The organism is Vibrio methylphosphonaticus, from assembly GCF_023634655.1.
GTDB lineage: Bacteria > Pseudomonadota > Gammaproteobacteria > Enterobacterales > Vibrionaceae > Vibrio > Vibrio methylphosphonaticus.
In genome coordinates this window covers 135,190-159,377 of the sequence record NZ_JAMKMS010000004.1, presented here as the reverse complement: position 1 = coordinate 159,377, position 24,188 = coordinate 135,190, and the positions used below count along the sequence as shown (strand labels likewise).

The following is a 24,188-nucleotide window of genomic DNA, read 5'->3' as shown; positions in this document are numbered from 1 at the left end:
TTTATGATTCATTTAAGTCATCTACTGGCGCGGCCTTATCTTCCATTTTTTAAAATACGTCACATTTTGTCATACAATAATATTGTAATCTTACAAAATCGTAGGCGTATTATTAAAGGAAATAGAAATGAAGAAGGTTCAATTAAGTGTACTCGCTCTGAGCATCTTGGCAGGGTCCGCTCTAGCAGATTCATCTCAAACATTGGATATCACATCGTTTAATCTTGATCCTCAAAAAGCACCAGCACAAAACTTCGATTTAACTAATTGGAAAGTGACCTTACCTGAACTCACTACTGAGGGTAAGCGTAAAGGCAAAGCGCTTGAGATAATGAAAGATGAACTCGCAAGCACCACGACTCCATATGTTCATCCTGAATGGTTTTACACGGATAAAGAAACGGGTGCCCTCGTTTTTGTTGCTCCAAATGAAGCCCCAACAACACCAAATAGTAAAAACACTCGTAGTGAACTTCGCGCTATGCTCGCGAAAAGCTACGGCGAGCCAAAAAATAACTTTGTTATTGCATCACACCCAAACGCCTCTGAGTACGGCGCTATTGGTGGTACGCTAAAAGCAACACTTTCTGTCGATCAAGTCAGTGAGAGCGGTAATTATAAAAAAAATGGTGCCTTTGCTGTTGTGATTGGTCAGATCCATGCTTCGAAAAACGAACCATTGAAGATTTCTTATCGTAAACTTCCTGGACATGAACATGGTTCACTAGCTTGGAACTACGAACTGAATCCAACGAAAGATCTACAAGATGCAAAAGATGAAAATGGCAAGAAGCTGAGAAAAGATATTCGTCACGATGTCTTCGGTAAATACAATCTGCGCGAGGGTGCTTCAGATCCACAAGATGGTATTAAACTAGGCGAAATTTTCTCGTATGAAGTTAACGTAGAGGGCGACATTATGCACCTTACGTTTACTAAACACCCCGGTACATCTCAAGCAGTCGTCAAAACTTACGACATTGACCTGAAAAAAGGCAATTACCAAGGTAACAGCGTTGACCAAGGTTATGGCAATGACTGGATGTATTATAAAGCAGGTGCTTACAACCAATGTAATACCAAAAAGAGTAGCTCGGACTGTCAATGGCGTGGCATGGAAGCAGGTGACTACACTCAAGCAAGCTTCTATCAGTTAGAACTTATTCAATAATCCTAACAACTTGTCCATGTAAATGGCATTTAGGATACCCTAAACAATAAGAACCCAACACTTGTGTTGGGTTCTTCATTTAAAATCTACCTAGTGAATCCAGTCAAGCACAATTAAAGTATTGGACGCTGACCGCGATCAATCCATTTCATGAGTACATTATCGGCGGCTTGACCCGCAGCACCTGCAAATTTATCACTCAGTTTTTTCTTTTGTACGTAACGAATAGACAACACTGTTTTTTCTTTACACGCTGCCGTCACGACATCATCTGATGTTTGAATATCGTCGACTAAACCAAGCGTTTTCGCTTGAGTGCCAAACCAGTGCTCACCTGTTGCGACTTTTTCAAGCTCAAGTGCAGGACGGTGATCTCGAATAAAATCTTTGAATAAGCCATGCGTCTCTTCGAGCTCTTCTTTAAACTTATCACGAGCTTTATCGGTATTTTCACCAAACATCGTCAACGTTCGTTTGTATTCGCCCGCCGTCAGCTGTTCAAATTCGATGTCATTCTTTTTCAGTAATTTATGGAAGTTTGGTAGCTGAGCAATCACGCCAATCGACCCGACGACGGCAAACGGTGCTGAGACAATCTTATCGGCAATACAGGCCATCATATAACCACCACTTGCCGCGACTTTATCAACGGCTATTGTTAATGGCAGATTAGCGCCTTTGATTCGGTCTAATTGAGAGGATGCAAGACCATAAGCATGCACCATACCACCGCCAGATTCTAAGCGAACCAAAACTTCATCGCCCACACGAGCTACCGCTAAAATGGCACTCACCTCTTCTCTTAACGATGCCACTTCTTTAGCATCAATGCTGCCAATAAAGTCCAATACAAATAGATGAGGCTCACGCTTACTATCAAGATCGCCACCTTTTGAGGCTTTCTTGATCTCTTTTTCACGTGATTTTGATTTCTCTTTTTCCGCTTTTTTCTCAGCCTTATCACGAGCCTTAATAAAAGCGTCGTCATGTAGGTGATGCTCTAGTTGTTCAACCGTTTGCTTTCTTTGTTCAGTAAGGTTGGTAATTTCGAGTTCACCCTTTGCGTTTCCCGTTCGACCACCGACCGACTTCACCACTACAATTAGCGCCACAATTGCCGCTAATACTGTCACGATTTTGGCTAGAAAAAGCCCGTAATCTAATAAAAATTCCAATGTCTTATCCCCAATCCTACGAATTAGTGTATTGTAACCAACTTGTCACGATTACCAAGAATTATTCAAACTAAGGAAGTGTTCTGTGGAATATTCAACCGCTCCTAAGGCGCTAGCAGATAAAATCATTCTCATCACTGGTGCTGGTGCTGGTATCGGCCGTCAAACCGCACTCAGTTATGCTGAGCATGGCGCAACGGTCATTTTGCTCGGTCGTAATGTTGCTAACTTAGAGCTGATTTACGACGAGATTGAAAAAGCGGGCTACCCTCAAGCGGCGATTGTACCGCTCGATCTTAAAGGTGCGACTAAGCAGAATTACGTGGATATGGCGGAAACGATTGAAGGCCAATTTGGACGACTCGATGGGATTGTTCATAACGCAGGTGTCTTAGGTACCCTTAGCCCGTTTGAACAAATTGATGAAGAAACCTTTGATGATGTTATGCAGATCAACGTCAAAGCGGAATTTCTAATGACCCAAGCTTTACTGCCGATTGTGAAAAAGTCAGAGGCTGGACGCATTATTTTCACGTCTTCGACCGTTGGGCATATTGGGCGCACTTTTTGGGGCACTTATGCCATTTCAAAATTTGCTACAGAAGGTATGATGCAAATATTGGCTGACGAACTGAGCGACACTGCGATTCGAGTGAATGCCATTAACCCTGGTGCAACACGCACTCGTATGCGCGCTAAAGCCTATCCTGGCGAAAATGCCAATGCACTAAAATCGCCAAAAGATTTGATGCCGCTTTATTTGCATCTAATGGATCCAGCGGTGACGAATATCAATGGGCAGTGTATCGACGCTCAGCCTAAGTAATTCCCAGTTATCTCCCTAATTAACTGTTCTAGTACTCGTTTTATCTGATTAGGGTTAGGCAGATAAGCGGCAAAAACCTGTCGCTTATCTATAAGTTTTACGTAATCACAACCATCACTTCTACATCTTATCTATAACTTCAGTGCCTTATTCAACATGATGTTGCTGTAAAAATTCACCAGCAACAGCCACCCCATGTTGATAGTCTTCAAGTATTTGATCTTTTTGGCTCATTAGCCCTTTAGACGCTAGCTCATGCTTAGGCTGAACATGCCATAAATTTACACCCTCTGGAGGCGAATCTAAAAACTGCTCAATTTGAGTATGATTGGTGTAATGCGCCACCAGCATATCAAGATGACTGGTTCCACTTCGGCTAAATGGAATACGCTTATTTTGAATATCAATCAGTCGCGATAGCTTTTCATTGTCATGGATCCACGTTGATAATTTACGCTTTTCACTCGGCGCTATTTTGTATAACTCTGCTTGACTGGCTGTAAATTGCTTATAGTCCATTTTTATGGTGTGTAATTTCTCAGAAAAGTGTCGATGAAACTCACTTAGTTTTTCTTTTGTTCCCGATATTTTAAGGTGATTTAGGTGCGCTGTCAGGCCAGACTCTAACTCTTTCTTCCAACGATCTAACGACTCCATCGCTGGAGAATGCACGACTTTATCGTCGCTTTCCGGGATGGTACTGATCACCACCATATTATTAATACCGCGGCGGTGAGATTCTTCAACAGGAATGGTTGCCGAAACTCCACCGTCTATCCACTTCTTACCATCAAATTCAATATCATGGTAATAAAGCATCGGAATCGCACAGGTTGCCCGAAGGACATCAAACCAGTTATCCGCGAAAATAGGGTAATAGTAATCTTTCAGGTCTTCCACATCGGTAATACAAGCCAATGCGACTTTATCTTCGCCAAGTTGCACTTTTCCTTTCGGTATATTTAAAGGAAATTCACCCGTATTGACGAACTCAAAAGCCCAATCTAAGTCCATAGGCTGCTGCTTTTGTAGCAACTTGTTGACATCAAAAAACCGTCCACGAGTGGTGTAGTTTAAGATAAAATCTAACCCTAGCCCTTCTTGCTTTGTGACAAAAGAAGAGACATTCAGTGCACCCGCAGAGGTGCCAATATACAAAGAGAATGGGTCAAACTTTGCACTTATAAACTTATCCAACACGCCTGAAGCAAACGCCCCTTTCTGCCCGCCGCCCTGCACTATCAAAGAATACTGTTGATCTTCAGTGAACACATCACTCTCCTCATGACCGCTGTACCATCTGTTATCTTATGGTTTTTTAAAACAATTACTCTAATTCAAATGCCCTTGTCAACGTAATTCATCACGACGTCGTAACTACTCATTACACTATGTCACTTTGCTGTTCATCTACAACGATTTCATTCTCTCGCTGTGATTACTGTTTGCAGCGCAATCCCTCACGCACTATACTGTATGTATATACAGGTAAATTATTATGCATACTTTAATCACAGAGCTCCAAAATAAGCAATTAATTTGGAAAGGAAGCCATTCCTTCTCCAACGCTAAAGATCATCGCTCCACAGGCTTTGATGAGCTTGATCAGCGCTTAAATGGGGGGTTTCCTCACCACGGTGTTGTTGATATTCAATCCATCGGTGGCATTGGAGAATTGCGACTGTTGCTCCCTCATATTACTACATGTACGCAAAAGCGACTTTTCGTATTGATCAATCCACCTGGTAATGTGTGTGCCGATTATCTTCTAAGCCAAGGAATTCAACCTTCACAAGTACTCATACTCTACCCAACCTCAACAAAACATGCATTGTGGGCTGCAGAACAAAGTCTAAAGAGTGGAGCTAGTGGCTGTGTTTGCTTATGGCAAAATGACATTGAAATCCATCATGCTAAGCGCCTTCAAGTCGCTAGTGAGACAGGGCAATGCTTGCAGTTTTTATTCCGTCCAGTTCAACCTCATATTTTCTCTTTGCCCGCTTCGTTAGGCTTAACACTTGCCCCTCACGACTCCGGACTTGAAGTCCGTATTACCAAGCAAAAAGGTGGATTTTCTCGCCGCCCTTTTATCGTCAACATGACAACATGTTGGCCAGAGCTCACTGTCGCGCCGGAGCCCAATGCTTCCACCGTGATTTCATTTCCTATGCAGCAGCAAGGGTAGTCATCGTAATGTTGCTTTGGTTATATCTACACTTTCCCACACTACAAATGGACACGTTATTTCGCCAAGACGAAGATAGCAATCTTGCTTTGGCGATTGTTGATGGGCGTAAACATACGATTGTGCAGCTCAATCAAGAAGCAGAAAAGCAAGGTTTACAACTAGGGATGGGGCTTGGTAGTGCTGCGGCGCTTTGCCAAGACTTACAAGTGCACCCCTACGAGCCTAAAATTGAAGAGCGGCGTTTAACTGAGATTGCTCAATGGCTCTATTTGATTACCTCAGATATTAGCCTCTGCCCCCCTAATGGCATTTTAATCAAAGTGACCAACATGCTATCGCTATACAGCAACATGGAGAATTACTGGCAAACGTTGTCCCAACACTTAGCACATTTACAGGTTCATACGTCCTATTCAACCGGACTTTCTCCTTATGCAGCCACCCTCATGGCGAAACAAAGCAAAAACTGGGTGACGACGGATACGCAACAGTTGAAGGATGCAGTACGCCGCTACCCTATTTCATTGAGTGGATTGCCTACTCAACAAGTGAACCAATTACAACGGGTTGGTATTCATCATATTAATGACCTGTTAGCCCTTCCTTTACCTGAAGTAGCTAAACGATTCGATATTGATTTGGTTAATTACATTGGTAAGCTTACTGGGCAATTTAAGCACCCTATCGATTTTTATCATCCACCAGAGCTCTTTTGTTATTTCCTTGAGCTGTTGTTCGATATTGAAAACATCGCATGGTTAGAAAAGCCTCTTAACACTTTGTTCCAAAGACTTGAGTTATTTTTAAAATTGCGAGACAGCATCGCTTATGAGCTTAACCTTGTGCTCCATCAACGCGAACACCAAGATAAAACCATCCAATTTCATTCCGCGCAAGGCGACTATCTCGCAACAAAGTGGCAAGCCCTATCGGCTCTTACGCTAGAAAATATTCGTCTAGACAGCGCCGTCACTGGCCTGACACTTTCAGTGGCCAGATTAGGCGAAAACAACAGTGATGAATATGACTTATTTGAAGGAGTAAAGGGTAATCAAACCGCATTAGAACTGGCTTCTACGCTACAAGCCAAGCTTGGCCAGCAAGCGGTGGTCTCTCTTTTACTTTGCGATGATCCAAGACCTGAAATGGCAACTCAAATCGTTCCTTTTACTATAAGTACCGAACCGTGCACACGAGTTTGCCCGCCGACCATAACGTCGACGCTATTCAGACCTAGTCTTTTATACCCACACCCTATTCCTCTCACAACTCAAGTTAAGGTTACGCTTGGACCTGAACGTATTGTCAGCGGTTGGTGGGACGGTAACCCAGTTAAACGAGATTACTTCGTTGCTCGAAATACGTCGGGTCAATGGTTATGGATATTTCGAACTGAAGAGCACCAGTGGTTTGTGCATGGCCAATTTAGTTAGGAAGTGCAATGAAATACGCAGAACTGTTTTGTCAAAGTAACTTTTCTTTTCTTGTCGGAGCCTCTCATGCTGAAGAAATCATGCTTCAAGCAGAATTTCTCCAATATTCGGCTTTAGCCATCACTGACGAATGCTCACTGGCAGGCGTGGTACGAGCGCACACTGCGATCAAACAACACAATCTTCATATCAAACAGATCATCGGGAGTATGTTTTGGCTCAACTCAGATTGTCAATTTGTCTTACTCTGCCCCAATAGAGAAGCTTATGCCGAGCTTTGCCGCACCATAACAAATGCAAGACGTCGCTGTGAAAAAGGGCAATATCGATTATCAGAATGGGACATCATGTCACTGCGTCATTGCTTAATCATCTGGCTACCAACAGGGCGTGATGACGATAGTAAATGGGGGCAATGGTTAACTAAACACCACGGCAATAGAGTCTGGGTTGGTCTGCAACGTCATTTAACTTCTAATGAACACCAATATCTACAGCACTGCAAACGACTTTCCCAGCAACTACACATTCCTATCACGGCCTGTGGCGGGGTGCTTATGCATACGGCAACTCGCTTACCTCTGCAACACACTCTAACCGCTATCCGCCTTAATACCCCTATAGACCAAGTCTGCGGTCAGCTATTAGTCAACACTGAGCGCAGCCTAAGGTCAAAGAGCAAACTTGAAAAAATTTACGAACCAGAGTGGCTGACAGAAAGTGTTCGTATTGCACAATGCTGCGACTTTAAACTTAGTTCACTGCGCTATGAATACCCTGGTGAGCTCCTCCCAGAAGGAGAGAGCCCAATGAGCCACCTACGAAAACTGGTTGAACACGGTAAGACAATACGCTTCCCTGAAGGTGTCTCATTCGAGATCGAACAGATCATTGAGAAAGAGCTCAATTTAATTCAACAACTTGATTACCCGTTTTTCTTCCTTACGATCCATGATGTCGTGATGTTCGCTAAGCAACAAGGGATCCTCTATCAAGGTCGAGGATCCGCAGCGAACTCTGTAGTGTGTTATTGCTTAGAGATCACTTCCGTCGATCCTAGACATATTTCAGTGTTATTTGAACGTTTTATTAGCAAAGAACGTGAAGAGCCACCCGATATCGATGTCGATTTTGAACACGAAAGACGCGAAGAAATCATTCAATACATCTATCGAAAATACGGAAGAGAGAGAGCCGCGCTTGCCGCTACCGTTATCTCCTATCGTTTTAAAAGCGCTATCAGAGATGTTGGAAAAGTGTTGGGGATCAGTGAAACTCAACTCGATTTTTTTATTAAAAATATTAATCGCCGTGATCGCAGTCAGGGATGGCAAGCACAAATCGTTGAGCTTGGTTTGCAGCCTGATTCTTTAAAAGGCCAACAATTTATTGAACTGGTCAATGAAATTATGGGATTCCCTAGGCATCTATCGCAACACGTTGGTGGCTTTGTCATTTCATCAGGTCCGTTATATGAATTGGTACCCGTTGAAAACGCCGCTATGGATGAACGAACCGTCATTCAATGGGATAAAGATGATTTAGAAAGCCTAGGGTTACTAAAAGTTGATGTCTTAGCGTTAGGGATGTTAACCGCCATTCGCAAATGCTTTCAGCTAGTAAAGCACCACTACGATGTAGAGTTAACGATCGCAGATATTAGCCGTCAAAAAGACGATGCTAATGTCTATAAAATGATTCAAGCTGCCGATACTGTTGGGGTATTTCAGATTGAATCTCGGGCACAAATGAGCATGCTACCCCGCTTAAAGCCCGCAAGTTATTACGATCTCGTTATACAAATTGCCATTGTCAGACCGGGTCCTATCCAAGGAGATATGGTGCATCCTTTTCTTAAACGGCGGAACGGCGATGAAGCCATCTCTTACCCCTCAAAAGAAGTGGAAGCGGTATTATCACGGACTTTAGGTGTACCTATTTTTCAAGAGCAAGTGATCAAATTGGCGATGGTCGCAGCAGGCTTCAGCGGCGGTGAAGCTGACAAGCTGCGTCGAGCGATGGCGGCATGGAAGAAAAGCGGCAATATTTTCAAATTTCGCGCTAAGCTCATTGAGGGGATGCTGCAAAGAGGCTACGAACTGGCGTTTGCAGAACGTTTATTTGAGCAAATTTGCGGCTTTGGTGAATATGGTTTTCCAGAAAGCCATTCCGCTTCCTTTGCGGTTTTGGCATACAGCTCCGCTTGGCTAAAGTATTATTACCCACATGCTTTCTATACCGCTTTGCTCAATAGTTTACCTATGGGGTTCTATAGCGCCTCACAATTGATACAGGACGCAAAAAGGCATGGTGTCACCATATTACCAGTGTGTATTAACCACTCCAGTTATCATCACGATTTAGTGCCAATTAGCAACCAAGCTAACACTCATCATTCAAGCTTAAATGTAAACTCAATAGGAGCGAAGGCACGCCGCCCCTACTCATGGACACCAGAAAAACCGAATTCTGCTCCCTCCCTTGCTATCCGTCTTGGTTTTAAACAGATCAAGGGATTACGGTATGAAAGTGTACAACGCATCCTCCAGCACCGTCCTGATACTGGGTTTACTACGCCTACACAAATCAAACAATTAGGATTGAACAAAAAAGAATTGGAACTGCTCGCATCAGCCAATGCGCTACAGGTTATTTCAGGTGATCGCTACGCCACTCGCTGGGCTATGATGGACAATCTACAAGACTTACCACTCTTTCAAACATTACCTTATGACGCAGCCCCTCTTCCCCACCAGCCGAGCGAAATAGACAATGTACTCGAAGACTTTTCTTCGATGAATATGTCACTTCATCAGCACCCCATTCAACTACTTGATCAGGCTGGCGTATTAGGAAAGTTTACAAGAAGTCAGTCTCTTCAACACCATCCACACCAATCCGTTGTACACGTTGTTGGGTTAGTCACAGGAAAACAATCGCCAGGAACGGCTGCAGGCGTCACCTTTATTACCTTAGAAGATGACACTGGAAATATTAATGTCGTGGTATGGAGTGCAACGGCGAAAGCACAAAAAAAAGCCTACTTAACGGCAAAAATTTTAAAAGTGAGTGGCATCTTGGAAAAAGAAGGAAACGTCACACATATCATTGCAGGTAAATTAACGGATCTCACCGAGCAGTTGGCGACGTTAAAAGTCCAATCTCGTGAATTCCATTGAATAATCTACTTTCAATAGACAATAAAAAAGGGAGTACACACTCCCTTTTTAATACAATACATCACAGTATTATGAGGCTATCAAGCCACTACATTACTGCTCTATTTCAACTGGCGCTTCCGTACGTCTTTTTTTCCATTCCCTGAATACTAGTAAACTTAAAGTCATTACAACTTTTGAAGTTAGCCAAATCATTCTGATGGAACAACCTTTCGTCAGTAGAATTATAGTTGTGGTGTATCAATCTAAAATTAAAGATTGATACATAGAAACTATAGCACTCTATCGGTTCGGGTTGCAGCTATAAAATTAGAGCACTTAATCTAACTTTATAGGGTTTGGCTTATTCTTTGCTGAACCACATCAACCAATAGATCCGGCTGAAACTTTGAAATAAAGCGATCACACCCTACTTTTTCCACCATAGCATCGTTAAAGCTGCCACTTAGCGACGTATTCAATGTGATATAAAGTTGACTCATCCTGGGATCACTTCGTACCTCATGCGTCAGCTTGTACCCATCCATTTCAGGCATTTCAGCATCCGTTATCATCATTAATAATTCAGAACACACATCAATGCCTTCGTCACACCACTGCTTTAATAATCTCAATGCCATCGCACCATTAAAGCACTCAATAATTTCAACACCCAATTGAGCCAGAGTTCCCTTCACTTGATTTCTGGCTGTTGAAGAATCATCGACTATCAAAATCTTTTTGCCCGCCAAGTGTGGCAGTAGTGCTTTATCTAATGTTTCTTCTGAAATAGACACATCGTAGTCAATGATCTCTGCCAGCACTTTCTCAACGTCGATGATTTCAACCAAATGGACATGCTGTTCTTCTTCTACCTTGGTTATAGCTGTTAGATAGTTTGCACGACCAACGGTTCTCGGAGGAGGTTGAATTTCAGTCCAGGTGGTATTGACAATATTCTTCACTTCTCCGACGAGGAAGCCCTGAACAGTACGGTTATATTCCGTGACAATAAGGTTTTGATCGCCACCTTCGGCAAGCCTAGGAAAGCCAACCGCTCTCCTAAGATCGATAACAGGGACTGAAACGCCTCTAAGGGAAGCAACACCGCAAATGCTAGGATGCGATCCAGGAAGCTGAGTAAGAGATGGAAGCTTTAACACTTCCTTGACTTTAAATACGTTGATAGCGAATGTCTGGCGACTATTGAGATTAAACATTAATAATTCTAGTCGATTTTCGCCCACTAACTGCGTTCGTTGATCAACCGAACTTAATACACTAGACATGAAACTTCCTTGAAAAACAGTGACTAGAATTCTTATCTCATGCAATTAACACTTTGGACAAGAAGTTTTGCTACAAAACATCAAAAACTATGATATTCGGCAAACACCAGCTGTATCTAAGGTAAAGTCGTCCAAATTAGCCTTCTATGACTTTCATCAGTAATACGCCATCATAAAGAGCTTGTTTAATCAGTGCAGCGCCAGGCATTGTCGCCTGTTTATAAAACCGAGACTCAACTAACTTAAGGTCTTGGGTATAAACGGGTAGGCTTTGCTGTTCTATACACCGCTGAATAGCTGGGTACAAAATGTCCTTAGCCTGATTAATCACCCCGCCAATTAACACTTTTTCGGGGTTAAACAAATTAATCACTATCGCAATCGCAGAACCTAGATTATCCCCTAGTTTTTCAATCACATTCACCGCTAACGGGTCACCATTAGCGGCGGCTTCACAAATAGCCTCAACGCTAATTTCTTCTTGCTCTGCTAATACGGATTTTTCACCATTAGCTATGCGTTGTGACACTTCGCGTCGAATCGCTTGGGAGCTTGCGACAGTCTCTAGACAGCCCTTATTACCACAGTGGCAATCCAGTCCATTACGATCTATCTGAATATGCCCAAGCTCACCAATATTGCCATGACGACCTTGCAACACACGACCATCAAGAATAATGCCCGCCCCTAAACCATGGTGAATGGAAATAAGAACCGAATTATCACAATCTTGAGAGTGACCAAATAAATTTTCAGCCAACGCCCAGGCTCGAGTATCATTCGCGACAAACACAGGCAAACCTGTAGCATTAAATATCTCAGCACCAATTGGAAAGTTGGCCACATTGTAGTGTGGCATTTGCAACACGATACCCTGCTCAGTATTCACTAAACCGGGCAGTGTTAACGCGATACTGGTAACACGGTCTAATTCATTAGTGTAAGTTTCAAAAAACTCTTCGATTTCATATAAGAGACGAGCGATTACGTCATCTTGATCGACTTCATGAATCTCTATTTTTGTATCAATGAGGACATCCCCACCAAGCTCATGAAGCGCGATAGTCAAATAACCTCGCCCCAAACGCATCGATAAGAATTGCCATCCTTGATTATTCACTTGTAAACCGACAGCAGGACGGCCGCGGCTGATCGCTTCCTGAACCACTGTTTCATGAATAAGGTGTGCAGCGATAAGTTCCCGTGTGATCTTCGTAATACTCGCTGGCGCTAAGCCACTTAATTTCGACAAATCGATACGCGATATAGGCCCAAATTGGTCTATTAATTTATACACACGACCAGCATTGACCTGCTTGATATGGTCGATATGCCCAGGTTGAGCCATGTACATCTTGCACTCCAAAAAACAACAACCTAGCAATTTTTTTACTTTGCGAAGTAATTGTGAAGCAGTTTGGTGAATCGCCGTGACAAACATCACGCATATAGGGCAAAGTTTGGGGTGCAAGTCATGTTACTCACCAAAAACACAACGGAAAGAATGAAAGAATATGACATCTGAGCCAAAGCAAGACATCAAAAACACACGTAAAATCACACTTATTAATCCAACTAAAATAAGTGATGGTCAATTGTAAAAAGTAAGCGGTTTTTATTTTTTTTAGATAAAGAATCGACGTGAGTTTTGAGGCGTTTTAGCCAGCTCTTGATAGTGCTCAACAAACCGAAAACCAGCTTCTAAGCCTAATTGATAGTCGTGCAAGATGTCTTCTTTTTTGCTCATCAATGACGACGTTTTTAAAGGTTGGCTCGGTGCTATTTGCAGGATAAAACAATCATCCGGAGGGAGAGAGAGGAAGGTGCTGGTCAACGAATAAGTTTGATAGTGTACCATCAGCATATCTGCCAGCCCGGCATCAAATTTCTCACCAAACAAATGACTAAGGCGATAGATATCAGCACCGCCAAATAGCCAGCGACCACCATTGATCATATTGAGGTGCTGCGAATGTTTTTGGGCTTCAGCTTTGCTTAACTGCAGATCAAAAAAACCATTCCAATCTTTAGACCATTGCTCTAGCTTATCTTGCCATTGCAACTGAACACTATTTAGTGACTCGCGAAACCAAGTTGGAGGCTCAGTAACCAAAGGTTGATCGGGAATGATAGCTTCCTCTTCGGTAAATTGCTCTTCAGTGCGTATCACCACCAACATTCGATTTTCCTGTCGCCACGCTTCTTGAACCGGAATCGATGCAGAGACTCCCCCATCAATATATTCACGACCATTTATCGACACCGAGCCATCAAACAAATTTGGTATTGCACTGGTCGCCATCATTACCCAATACCAATCTTCTTGTAACATAGGCAAATAATGATCTTTGAGGGTTAACGTATCGGTTACTGCCGCAAAAGCTCGACGATGGCCCATGGACCGTCGTCCCATATCAATATCAAGCTTATAAGGGTAATCATATAATTTATCCAGTGCCCACTTTAGGTTAAGTGATTGCTTTTTACGGATAAAACTAAACACATTAAAAAATTGCGGATCCGTGGTTAAATCCAGTAGAAACGCACGTCCTAAACCGGGTTGTCGCGCCAAATACGCACACAAGTTCAGCGCGCCTGCAGACGTGCCATAAAACTCATCAAAAGGATCAAAATTGGAAAGCAAAAAAGAGTCAAGGACCCCTGAAGTAAAAATACCTCGTTGCCCTCCTCCCTGTGCTACCAGCGCCGTTTTTCCGCCTACGTATTGACCAAAACGTTTAGGGTCAATAACAGCCTGGGAATCCGTTACCACACCAGTATTTGCCATATCGTAAGCTAGGCAGCCAAAATTGCTGTGAAGCCAAACCCAAGAATAATTGTAAACGCTATCGCGGTAACACCAAGCGCCATTTTCAAATTAAAGTCCATACAACCTCCAAATGTAACATTGTATTTACTATTGTGACACAGTATACCAATACGGAAATAACGACTTCAAAATTATGATGTTACTGTCACACTATGTTTAAAAGTTAGTACAAACAGTGTAATAACGCTACTAACGCAAACCCTGTCTATGTCAGCTAAGGAGTGCTACATGTCCAACTCGATCGGGCGATTAATAGCGACTTTTGTTGTTTTAATTACGGCGTCCCCACTCTGTTCCTCTAATATTATTGTTACCCCCTTCATTGGTTACAGTATTGGCGGGACTGCCGCTGATGGAGAAAACAAAACCTACGACATCTCTCCTTCCAGTAATCTCGCTCTAGCGGTTGAATTCCCAATTTTAAATGGCCGTATCGGGGCGTTCTATTCACAGCAGAACTCTTCTCTTGATACGCTAAATCTGGACTCGCAGATACAGTATTTACAACTCCAAAGCAGCGCTGAATATCAAGTAGCAAATAAAACGGTAGCGTATATTGGTGCTGGACTAGGTGCTTCTCACATATCAGCAGACTGGACGAAGTCTCAAACTGGCTTTGCGGCGAGTATTTTTGGGGGAATTGAATACCAATTGGTGCCCCATTTATTTCTCAATGGTCAAGCAAGGTGGCAGGGGACCGTTGTGAGTAACGAAAGCATCTCTGTATGTAATTTGCCTACCAACGATCAAAGTTGCTTTATAGGTTTTAATACACAGTGGATGAATCAGTTCCAAACAAATATTGGCGTAAGCATTAAGTTTTAGTGACTAACTCTATGACGAATAAAGCTTAGAAATTTATATTGGTTTGTAGCACATATTTTAGATACTTTCTCTGAATCATAATTTAGTTATTTACACTACTTATGAAACCACTAACTATCGATCCAATTGGGATGCACATTACAATTAGAGTAAATCACCAACTAATATTATTTTAGAAGCACAATAACCTAAGCACACCCACCCCTTATAAAAACGCAATCTATTGCCAATGCCCGGCAACATGGGTAATCTTAACCTTACGATCAGTTTAAAGTATCAATCCTTCACACTGAGATACAATCAATTCGGTACATATCACTACTTAAGATACTCTTAATTAGAATAAAAACCCACAAACACAACGCAGCACAACCGATCATTAGCTCATCATCGACATTCTATTTTAATAATTGATGAAGCTCGCTACTTATTGAGTAGCATTTTATGTCGCAGATGATGTTTAAAAGGAGTTAACTATGAAACGCGAACAATGGGGATCCCGAGCAGGATTTATTCTTGCAGCAGTCGGATCAGCAATCGGCCTCGGCAACATTTGGCGATTCCCTTATATGGCTTATGAAAACGGTGGGGGTGCATTCTTTATTCCTTATCTTTTTGCCATGATCACCGCCGGTATCCCATTCATGATATTAGAATTCAGTATGGGTCAAAAATACCGAGGTTCTGCGCCCAAAACACTCAGCAAAATCAACGCCAAATTTGAATGGCTCGGCTGGTTTCAGGTTGGTGTTGCGGCAACAATCGCCGTCTATTACGTCGCCGTTATAGGCTGGGCAATTTCTTATTTTGGTATGTCATTTACTCAAAGCTGGGGAAGCGATACCAATGCCTTCTTCTTTAGTGAATATCTGCAATTAGGCGATAACTCACCAACGAGCCTTGGTTCAATTCAATGGAAAATTGCTGGTTCCATGCTTATTGCTTGGGCGATCACCTACTCCGCTATAGCCGGTGGTGTAAAAGCAGGCATTGAGCGAGCAGCAAAAATCATGATGCCTATCTTGTTCATCATGGTCATCCTACTTATTGGACGTATGGTGTTTCTTCCAGGCGCACTCAATGGTGTTAACTACCTCTTCGAGCCAGATTTCAGTAAAATATGGGATATGAAAGTTTGGGCAGCCGCTTATGGCCAAATCTTTTTCACGTTAAGTATTGGTTTCGCCATCATGCTCGCGTATTCAAGTTATTTGCCTGAAAAGTCAGACATTACTAACAATGCTTTCATGACTGTATTAATTAACTGTGGCTTCTCTATCCTAGCGGGTATCATGATTTTCTCCGTACTTGGCTACATGGCTCAGGAACAAGGGAAACCACTGACTGAGGTTGTGACTGCAGGTGTAGGTTTAGCATTTGTCACACTTCCTGCAGCGATCAACCTGCTACCGGCACCATACATTTTGGGACCTCTATTCTTCTTTGCACTCGTGATTGCAGGTTTAAGTTCTCATATTTCTATCATGGAAGCGGTCACCTCAGCAGTCATCGACAAACTGAACTGGAGTCGTAAAAAAGCGGCCACTATTATTTGCGGTTCTGGGCTCATTATTTCGATGGCGTTTGCAACCAATGGCGGTCTGCTACTCTTAGATTTAGTCGACCACTTCGCAAATAACGTGGGTATTGTTGTGAGCTGCTTCATTGAGATAATACTTATGGCATGGCTACTTAAAATTGCCGATGTTCGCGAGTATGTTAACAAAGTCTCTGATTTTTCAATCGGCGCTTGGTTCGATATCTGCTTACGCTTTATCACGCCAGTGATTCTCGCGGTTATTGTAGCAACAAAGTTCCAAACTCTAATCACTGAAGGTTATGGCGGCTATGCACAATTTGATCTCATGCTACTTGGCTGGGGACTCATGGGGCTGCTCGTCGTCGTCGGTGTTGCCGTCAATGTAACAAGTAAGAAGGACGCTTAAAATGACAACAAGCGCTATCATCATGATGGTTCTAGGGCTAGGTATTACATGGGGTGGTGCATCATACTGCATCAAAAAAGCCATGGACAAAAACCACAAGTAACCTGCTACTTTCAATCGGCTTTAACACCATTCTACTGAGTCGTTAAGGCAACAGAATAAAAGCCAGCATCGTTATGCTGGCTTTCTTATTAATGCTGTATTCAGTCTTTACTTTTAAAAGCTGTAACGAATACCGATACCCGCTCCAATCCCTAATTTCAAATCACTCTTGTGGAACATCATATTGGGTGTTAGCTGCGCATAAGCATCCCAACCATTCGAGATATCAAGTTCGACACCCAGAGCGATTCGCGGGCCGAAGTTATCAGAACGTTTAATTTGACCACCGACACCAGCAAACCAAGTAAACGGCACATCACCACCAAAACGGCCACGATTAAAAATGTAATCGGCGGCAATGCCATCATTACCAATCGCAAAGTTAACCTGATTGTTGATTTGGCCAACTACGCTAAGGCCTTGATCTAACCCCATACCAATTTTAAACCCACCATTACCACCGCTGCTCCGACTGGAAGAACGTTGACTGTTGGACTTTGATTGGGGTTGGCTCGATGAGGCGCTGCTATTCGAAGAAGCGCTGCGATTGGTGCTTGTTGTAGGTTTCGCCGTTGCTGCGTTGCTACTACCTTCTTCAACGATCTGCCACTCTTCTTCCGCACCCGCAGTATTGCCTGCTGCAAATGACAAGGTAGAAACGAACATCAGGCTAATTAAACTGATGCCGAAATAGAATTTTGATTTCATGTGTTTGTTCTCTGCTTAATGCTGCCGCTCTTCTAATTAATGAGAGCCTTAATGGGTATAACAAAATTGCAGAGATTTTAGTGAATGAAGTAATCGTTATGTCATGACAAGGAAAGAGGTAAGACAAGGTTCAGATAGAAAAAAGGGAAGCAAATGCTTCCCTTAATACTTAACTTAATGACTTAGATATTAACCGTGGTTACGAATCCACTCGTCCATATCTGTTTTCAAGTTATCAGACTTAGTACCGAAGATAGCTTGTACGCCACCCGCAACAACAACAACACCAGCTGCACCAAGCTTCTTAAGCTTATCTTGGTCAACTTGTTCTACGTCTGCTACTGCAACACGTAGACGAGTGATACATGCGTCTAGACCAGTGATGTTTGCTTTACCGCCGAACGCTGCAACAAGTTCACCAGCCATTTCGCTACCAGATTGAACTGTAGTTGCTTCTTCAGACTCATCTTCACGACCTGGAGTCTTAAGATCCATCGCTGTGATAACAGTGCGGAATACGAAGTAGTAAATAGCCGCGTAAACCAGACCAACAGCAACCATTAGGCCGATCTTCTGAGAGTTACCAGAAAGAACTAGGAAGTCGATAAGACCGTGCGAGAACGAAGTACCGTGTACAAAGCCAAGCATGTTAGCAACAACGTAAGCAGAACCCGCTAGTAGAGCGTGGATTGCGTAAAGTACTGGAGCAACGAATAGGAAAGAGAATTCGATTGGTTCAGTAATACCCGTTAGGAATGAAGTCAGAGCTGCAGAAGCCATGATGCCCATTACTTTCGCACGGTTTTCAGGTTTAGCACAATGTGCGATAGCAATTGCCGCTGCTGGTAGACCGAACATCTTAAACATGTAACCGCCAGCTAGTTGACCGAAGCCATTGCCCGCTGCACGAGATGCTTCATCAGCAACTAGGTAACAAGTTAGAACGCCGTTTTGAGTTTCGCCTGCTGCATTGATACATGTACCCGCTTCGAAGAAGAATGGTACGTTCCATACGTGGTGAAGACCAAATGGAATCAGAGAACGCTCAACGATACCGTAGATACCGAATGCAACGGTTGGGTTTTGGTGTGCAGCCCAATCAGAGAACGCACCGATAGCGCCGCCAATTGGTGGCCAAATGATAGAAAGCAGGATACCAAGACCAATTGCCGTGAAACCTGTAATGATTGGCACAGCACGCTTACCAGCGAAGAAGCCAAGGTATTCCGGTAATTGAATTTTGAAGAAGCGGTTAAATGCCCAAGCTGCAACACCACCGACTAGGATACCACCTAGTACGCCAGTATCGATGCCTTCAACACCCATAACATCAGCCATAACGCTTAGCGTTGCTGTCATGATGCCGTAACCCACGATTGCAGCAAGACCTGCAACACCGTCGTTGTTAGTAAAGCCTAGTGCAACACCCACTGCAAATAGCAATGCCATTTGACCGAATACTGAACCACCAGCTTGTTCCATTAAGTTTGATACTACGTCTGGAATAAAGCTAAGGTCGGCCGCGCCTACCCCTAATAGAATACCTGCAACTGGTAAAACTGATACTGGTAGCATCAGTGACTTACCAACTTTTTGCAGGTTAGCAAAAAGGTTCTTAAACATGTTTATGCTCCTGATAAAGTTATTAGATTAATGGGTACTAACGGCACACCCCCGCAGCCTTAAATGTTAGCACCCAATGAAAATGTAACCACATTATGATTTGTATTTTCTGCTGACAAATATAGCTTGATGACCCTAATACTTTCTACAGTGTTACAAAGTTAAGTTTCAAAACTCAGAGTAGATCACAGTCAAAAAAGTACTCAAACGCACTAAAAAATCAACCTAAGCGACTGAAAAATAAATAAATTATATTTGTGTCAATTAATTTTACCCACTAAATAAAATCGCTCTATAAGTTATTTTACGTAACGTAATTACACACCGTGCTGTAGCGTCCACTTTGGTTCAACATTTTTAGTTAACACTAACATTTTGTTAACTATTCGACTTGCAATTGAAAAAAAGGATGCCCAAAGCACCCTTTCCGCTCAAATAACACGCCAACTTAATTGTTATCGCAAAAAAAGAGACTGGTAGTTTTCTGACGTCTTTTCTGCCACTTCAGATAAAGAAATGCCTCTTAATTGCGCAATATACGCGGCGACTTCAACAACATAAGCGGGTTGGTTCTGCTTACCTCTATGGGGAACTGGGGCTAAATACGGCGAGTCGGTTTCAATTAAAAGTCGATCTAATGGGAGTTGTTTGACAACTTCTTTCAACTCTTTTGCCTGACGAAAAGTGACGATGCCTGAGATTGAAATATAAAAACCCAGCTCCATCGCAGCTTCGGCAAATGGAAGGTCTTCAGTGAAGCAATGAATCACACCGCCGCAGCGCTCCGCGCCACCATTACGTAGAATAGAGAGTGTATCTTCACGTGCATCGCGCGTATGAATGATAAGTGGTTTGTTCACGTCCACCGCAACACTCACTTGCTGTTCAAATCGCTCTTTTTGCAGCGCTGCTGTTTCTGGCTGGTAGTGGTAGTCCAAGCCGGTTTCACCAACCGCGACCACTTTTGGATGCGCCACATACTCTTTAAATGTCTCAAGTGAAAATGCACTTTCAACATCTAATGGATGAACACCACAAGACGCCATGACTTCTGGGTAAGGCTCGATGAGCGCCATCATTCCCGGAAAAGCTTCTAGGGTAACACCAACCGAGAGTAGCTTTTTTACATTAGCGGCTTTGGCTTGATTAATAATGGCTTCAATCCCAGTCGGGTGGTCGTCTAGGTTAAGCTTATCGAGATGGCAATGAGAATCTACAAACATAAGATAGGTACTTTTGTGAAATATAAATGACGATACTAAATAGCGTATATGATTAAACAATATAGCGGATGATTGAAGTAAAGGGGCGGCATCGACAATAGAAAAATATAGGCTGAAATCAGCCTATATTCTAAAGTAAACACGCTAAGCGTCACGCCTCTTTCTGGCTAAGCTAATTATTAGGCTTTTCGCTATGTTAAGAAGCGGTATACTTGTCGCATAGGGCTTAGCCAAATTCATACAACCAACTGGCAAATAACACTTCGCCATTTAGCCCTGGATTTGAACGCAACTGGCTACGTAACTCTTGAATTCGGTTGCCTTGCTGAAATAAACACTCATAAGAAAAGAGTTCTGCCAACGGTCCCGCCTCTTTCAAATAATTTTCGCCGCTCAGCCCTAACGACCATTTTTGAGCTGAACAAAGTAGATGCCAATACCAGCCTAAGGTGATGCTAAGATCAATCTTGCTTTTTGACATTTCCGCCCAAACACTCGATGTGTCCAAACGGGTGCCCTGTAGGAAGGTGATGAATGCATCCATCATCAAATCGTAAGATTTATCGTGTTTTTCCTTAATAAAATTCAATACCGTCAATGGTTCATAACTGCACAAATAGCCTGCAGATTCAGATACTGGTTTACCCGTCTGCTCTCCAACCCATTCCAAACAAGTTTGAGCATTAGGCAGAGCAATGTGCCACACCTCACAGCGACTTCGTATCGTGGGAAGCAAAAGCTTTGCGTTCTCGGTCGATAATATGAATAGGCACTGCTTAGCGGGCTCCTCAAGTGTCTTAAGCAACGCATTGGAAGCCGAGACATTCATGGTTTCCGCATTCGGTATCACGATTATACGGTATCGACCAAACTGAGATGACTCTTGGGCCCATTTATTAGCCTGACGGATTTGATCAACCGACAACGCCTTTTTATCTTTTTCCGGCAACAAATAATGAACATCCGGGTGCGATTCACTCTTTAACAAATCACAGGAATGACAAAACCCGCATGGCTCTGAAGGGTCGTTTTGGCACATAACCCCTGACACGTATTGGTGTATCAGTGCATCAGGGGCTAAGCCTTTCTGCGCCTGAATGAGCAATGCGCCCGGGATACGATCATTGTCAAGGCTCTGCTTGAGTTGAAGCCAAAGCCCCTCAAGCCAAGGATAGCTTTTCACCGCTTACCCCTTCTGCCCTGTCAACCACGTTTGCACTGCTGCTTGAATGCTTTTTTGCACACCGTCAATAGACTGGCTTGCATCTACAATCGCTACGCTATCGTCAGACTCAGCAATTTTCAGGTAAGATGCTCGAGTTCTTTCAAAGAAGCTCAAGTCCATTTTTTCAATGCGATCCAACTCACCACGACCACGAGCTCTTTCTAAACCTAACTTAGGGTCAATATCAAGATAGAGCGTGAAATCCGGTTTAAAATCACCAATGGCTATTTGCTTAAGTGACATCATGACCGATTCATCAATTTGACGACCACCGCCTTGATAAGCTTGAGATGACATATCATGGCGATCACCGATCACCCATGTACCTTCTGCCAATGCTGGTTTGATCACCGTTTCCACAAGCTGAATACGAGCGGCGTACATAAGAAGCAGCTCAGAACGATCTTGCAACGCTTCATCCGCGTGCTCTTCTTTCACTAACGCTCGCATTTTTTCTGCCAGAGCGGTACCGCCAGGCTCTCGCGTGTTAGTGATTCGTTCAATACCTGAACGTTCTAATTCCGAGCGAAGAGTCTGAATAGCAGTGCTTTTGCCTGCGCCTTCTAGCCCTTCAATAACAATAAATTTAGCTTGGCTCATTTCTGACTTCTTATCGTTTTTAAATAACTTTGTACCGCACGATTATGATCTCTAAGGTTTTTAGAAAACACATGCCCTCCAGTACCACTGGCGACAAAATAAAGGTAGCGGCTTGTTTCAGGGTGTAGTGCAGCATGAATAGATGCTTCCCCTGGCATCGCAATCGGGGTTGGTGGTAACCCATCAATAACATATGTATTGTATGGTGTTCTCTCACGCAAATCCTTCTTACGAATGTTACCATCATACCGCTCTCCCATTCCGTAAATCACGGTAGGATCGGTTTGCAGGCGCATCGGTCTATTTAGACGATTAACGAATACCGAAGCGACTCGTTCACGTTCTGATGCTACCGCGGTTTCTTTCTCTATGATAGAGGCAAGTATCAACGCTTCGTAGGGTGTTTTAAGAGGCAAATCTTGCTGTTTATTATCCCAATTTGTTGTAAGGATACGGTTGAGTTTATTGTGAGCTCGACGCAAAATATCAAGATCGCTATCTCCTACAGCATAGTGATACGTTTCCGCTAAAAACAACCCTTCTAGTTTTGTTTGTGGAATTTCAAGTTTCGCGGCTATATCGGCTTCCGACATGTCACTCGTAACTTGATTTAAATGCTCCGCAACGGACAGTTGCTTGCGCCACTCTTTAAAGGTTGAACCTTCAATAAATGTTATCGCTAGCTGATACTCAACACCTTCGTTTAATGCATCAATCGCTTGGGTGAGATCCATATCTGGTGTGAGCTGGAAAGTACCCACTTTAAGATGAGATAGCTCAGGGTGAAAACGACGGACAAGTTGAGAAAAAGGACTTTCGTCAATCCAATCATTTTGTTGGAGTTGTGAAAATACAGTATTGAGGTTATTACCTCTTTTTATCGTCACTAACTGAGGTGATTCAATACGCAAAGATTGCCCAAGGAATGTTTCAACACCCTTCTGCACATAAAACATCGCTCCGAGAGCCAAAACAACGAGCGCAATAATAATGAATAACAGCTTCTTTAACACTGACCTAAATACTCCTGAATACGTCTAGTAACCTTACCAATAGGTAAAGCAGCTTCCTCAATTTCCTTTACTGGTGCAACCCCTAGAATACAATTGCTCACAAATATTTCATCCGCTGCCAAGAGCGCTGACAACGTGTACTCACCTTCATAGCACTCTATCTGCAAGTGGTTTAACGCTTCAATGATCGCAGCTCTCATAACCCCTGCCACACCTGAGTTAAAAAGGGTGGGCGTATAAACCTTGTTTTCACTCACCCAAAATACGTTTGCCATACTCGTTTCAATCACATTGTCATTCAAATCAAGGGCGAGACCATCATCAAAGCGAGTTTTCTCTATTTCCGCTTTCATCAATACTTGCTCTAAACGGTTATTGTGCTTGATACCCGCAAGCAAAGGGTTTAGCCCTAACCTTGTCTGACACAACATTAAAGATAACCCTTCTTTACGCCATGACAAGTAATGTGCAGGATAGGGAAAGCAACTGATCGTAGTGATTGGTCCACTCTCAACCGAGGGACTGTAGCCCCTGCCACCGCACCCACGACTGACATGAATTTTTAACCCAGCAAGTGGCGCCATTAGCGCGACGGAAGTGAGTTGTTCATAGACAACGGACCAATTGGGTTGTGGGATCTGCAACACCTTGAGGGCGGTGTTCATTCGAGCAACATGTTGCTGCCACAACGAGATATTGCCATGTTTGGTCAATATCGTTGTAAAGCAACCGTCACCATATTGAAAACTTCTGTCTGACACAGACACTTTTTCAATAATTTCTCCGTCTCGCCAGAACATGTGTCTTCCCTAAATAAACAAACGGCTTAATGCTAAGCATCAAGCCGTTCGAT

At 43.1% G+C, this 24,188-nt stretch carries 21 protein-coding genes; 8 read left to right on the top strand and 13 right to left on the bottom strand.

The window, feature by feature from the left end; all coding sequences use genetic code 11:
• The first annotated feature begins 127 nt into the window (after positions 1-127).
• Positions 128-1,171 (top strand): polysaccharide lyase family 7 protein, encoded by a 1,044-nt coding sequence (locus M9196_RS06285; RefSeq protein WP_250616672.1) that lies wholly within the window; start codon positions 128-130, stop codon positions 1,169-1,171.
• Positions 1,172-1,284: 113 nt separating this feature from the next.
• Here M9196_RS06285 and sohB read toward each other — a convergent pair whose 3' ends face one another.
• Positions 1,285-2,346: a protease SohB gene (gene sohB, locus M9196_RS06280; protein WP_250616671.1), complete on the bottom strand. Its 1,062-nt coding sequence runs from the start codon at positions 2,344-2,346 to the stop codon at positions 1,285-1,287.
• An 85-nt stretch (positions 2,347-2,431) separates the two neighbouring features.
• Here sohB and M9196_RS06275 point away from each other — a divergent pair, with 85 nt between their 5' ends.
• A complete protein-coding gene (locus M9196_RS06275; RefSeq protein ID WP_250616670.1) occupies positions 2,432-3,172 on the top strand; it encodes a YciK family oxidoreductase in 741 nt (246 codons plus the stop codon).
• 147 nt (positions 3,173-3,319) lie between these two features.
• Here M9196_RS06275 and M9196_RS06270 read toward each other — a convergent pair whose 3' ends face one another.
• The gene (locus M9196_RS06270; protein ID WP_250616669.1) at positions 3,320-4,444 is read right to left on the bottom strand and encodes a patatin-like phospholipase family protein; all 1,125 of its coding nucleotides are present in this window, start codon (positions 4,442-4,444) and stop codon (positions 3,320-3,322) included.
• Positions 4,445-4,670: 226 nt separating this feature from the next.
• Here M9196_RS06270 and imuA point away from each other — a divergent pair, with 226 nt between their 5' ends.
• The 3 genes from imuA to M9196_RS06255 are packed head-to-tail and all read left to right on the top strand — an operon-like array spanning position 4,671 to position 9,972.
• Positions 4,671-5,357, top strand: a complete 687-nt coding sequence (imuA, locus tag M9196_RS06265) for a translesion DNA synthesis-associated protein ImuA (protein ID WP_250616668.1) — start codon at positions 4,671-4,673, stop codon at positions 5,355-5,357.
• An 11-nt stretch (positions 5,358-5,368) separates the two neighbouring features.
• Positions 5,369-6,793 (top strand): Y-family DNA polymerase, encoded by a 1,425-nt coding sequence (locus M9196_RS06260; protein WP_250616822.1) that lies wholly within the window; start codon positions 5,369-5,371, stop codon positions 6,791-6,793.
• An 8-nt stretch (positions 6,794-6,801) separates the two neighbouring features.
• On the top strand, positions 6,802-9,972 hold the full coding sequence (locus M9196_RS06255) for an error-prone DNA polymerase (protein ID WP_250616667.1): 3,171 nt from the start codon (positions 6,802-6,804) through the stop codon (positions 9,970-9,972).
• A 329-nt stretch (positions 9,973-10,301) separates the two neighbouring features.
• Here M9196_RS06255 and M9196_RS06250 read toward each other — a convergent pair whose 3' ends face one another.
• The 4 genes from M9196_RS06250 to cydH form a co-directional block, all read right to left on the bottom strand.
• Positions 10,302-11,240 carry a chemotaxis protein CheV gene (locus M9196_RS06250; protein WP_250616666.1) on the bottom strand — a complete coding sequence of 313 codons (939 nt, stop codon included), beginning with the start codon at positions 11,238-11,240 and terminating at the stop codon, positions 10,302-10,304.
• 136 nt (positions 11,241-11,376) lie between these two features.
• Positions 11,377-12,594, bottom strand: coding sequence for a sugar metabolism global transcriptional regulator Mlc (gene mlc / locus M9196_RS06245; RefSeq protein WP_250616665.1), 1,218 nt, complete (start codon positions 12,592-12,594; stop codon positions 11,377-11,379).
• A 270-nt stretch (positions 12,595-12,864) separates the two neighbouring features.
• On the bottom strand, positions 12,865-14,028 hold the full coding sequence (locus M9196_RS06240) for a patatin-like phospholipase family protein (protein WP_250616664.1): 1,164 nt from the start codon (positions 14,026-14,028) through the stop codon (positions 12,865-12,867).
• A gap of 8 nt (positions 14,029-14,036) precedes the next feature.
• The gene (gene cydH, locus M9196_RS06235; protein WP_250616663.1) at positions 14,037-14,129 is read right to left on the bottom strand and encodes a cytochrome bd-I oxidase subunit CydH; all 93 of its coding nucleotides are present in this window, start codon (positions 14,127-14,129) and stop codon (positions 14,037-14,039) included.
• A 169-nt stretch (positions 14,130-14,298) separates the two neighbouring features.
• Here cydH and M9196_RS06230 point away from each other — a divergent pair, with 169 nt between their 5' ends.
• The 3 genes from M9196_RS06230 to M9196_RS06220 all read left to right on the top strand — a co-directional run bounded on the left by M9196_RS06230 (position 14,299) and on the right by M9196_RS06220 (position 16,944).
• Positions 14,299-14,895 (top strand): outer membrane protein, encoded by a 597-nt coding sequence (locus tag M9196_RS06230; RefSeq protein ID WP_250616662.1) that lies wholly within the window; start codon positions 14,299-14,301, stop codon positions 14,893-14,895.
• A 476-nt stretch (positions 14,896-15,371) separates the two neighbouring features.
• Positions 15,372-16,841 carry a sodium-dependent transporter gene (locus tag M9196_RS06225; protein ID WP_250616661.1) on the top strand — a complete coding sequence of 490 codons (1,470 nt, stop codon included), beginning with the start codon at positions 15,372-15,374 and terminating at the stop codon, positions 16,839-16,841.
• Between the two features lies 1 nt (position 16,842).
• A complete protein-coding gene (locus M9196_RS06220) occupies positions 16,843-16,944 on the top strand; it encodes a MetS family NSS transporter small subunit (protein ID WP_106427128.1) in 102 nt (33 codons plus the stop codon).
• Between the two features lie 113 nt (positions 16,945-17,057).
• Here the strand turns inward: M9196_RS06220 and M9196_RS06215 are convergent, their stop codons facing one another.
• From M9196_RS06215 to pabC, 7 genes are all read right to left on the bottom strand, one after another.
• Positions 17,058-17,651 (bottom strand): hypothetical protein, encoded by a 594-nt coding sequence (locus tag M9196_RS06215; RefSeq protein ID WP_250616660.1) that lies wholly within the window; start codon positions 17,649-17,651, stop codon positions 17,058-17,060.
• Between the two features lie 189 nt (positions 17,652-17,840).
• A complete protein-coding gene (ptsG, locus tag M9196_RS06210; RefSeq protein WP_250616659.1) occupies positions 17,841-19,274 on the bottom strand; it encodes a PTS glucose transporter subunit IIBC in 1,434 nt (477 codons plus the stop codon).
• A gap of 455 nt (positions 19,275-19,729) precedes the next feature.
• On the bottom strand, positions 19,730-20,497 hold the full coding sequence (locus M9196_RS06205; RefSeq protein ID WP_250616658.1) for a TatD family hydrolase: 768 nt from the start codon (positions 20,495-20,497) through the stop codon (positions 19,730-19,732).
• 226 nt (positions 20,498-20,723) lie between these two features.
• Positions 20,724-21,680, bottom strand: coding sequence for a DNA polymerase III subunit delta' C-terminal domain-containing protein (locus M9196_RS23610; RefSeq protein WP_250616657.1), 957 nt, complete (start codon positions 21,678-21,680; stop codon positions 20,724-20,726).
• A gap of 3 nt (positions 21,681-21,683) precedes the next feature.
• Positions 21,684-22,322, bottom strand: a complete 639-nt coding sequence (gene tmk, locus M9196_RS06195; protein WP_250616656.1) for a dTMP kinase — start codon at positions 22,320-22,322, stop codon at positions 21,684-21,686.
• Positions 22,319-23,335, bottom strand: a complete 1,017-nt coding sequence (gene mltG, locus M9196_RS06190) for an endolytic transglycosylase MltG (protein WP_250616655.1) — start codon at positions 23,333-23,335, stop codon at positions 22,319-22,321. Before mltG ends, tmk begins: the two co-directional genes overlap by 4 nt.
• Complete coding sequence (gene pabC / locus M9196_RS06185) at positions 23,329-24,135, bottom strand: aminodeoxychorismate lyase (protein ID WP_250616654.1); 807 nt, start codon at positions 24,133-24,135, stop codon at positions 23,329-23,331. Before pabC ends, mltG begins: the two co-directional genes overlap by 7 nt.
• Positions 24,136-24,188 lie beyond the last annotated feature (53 nt).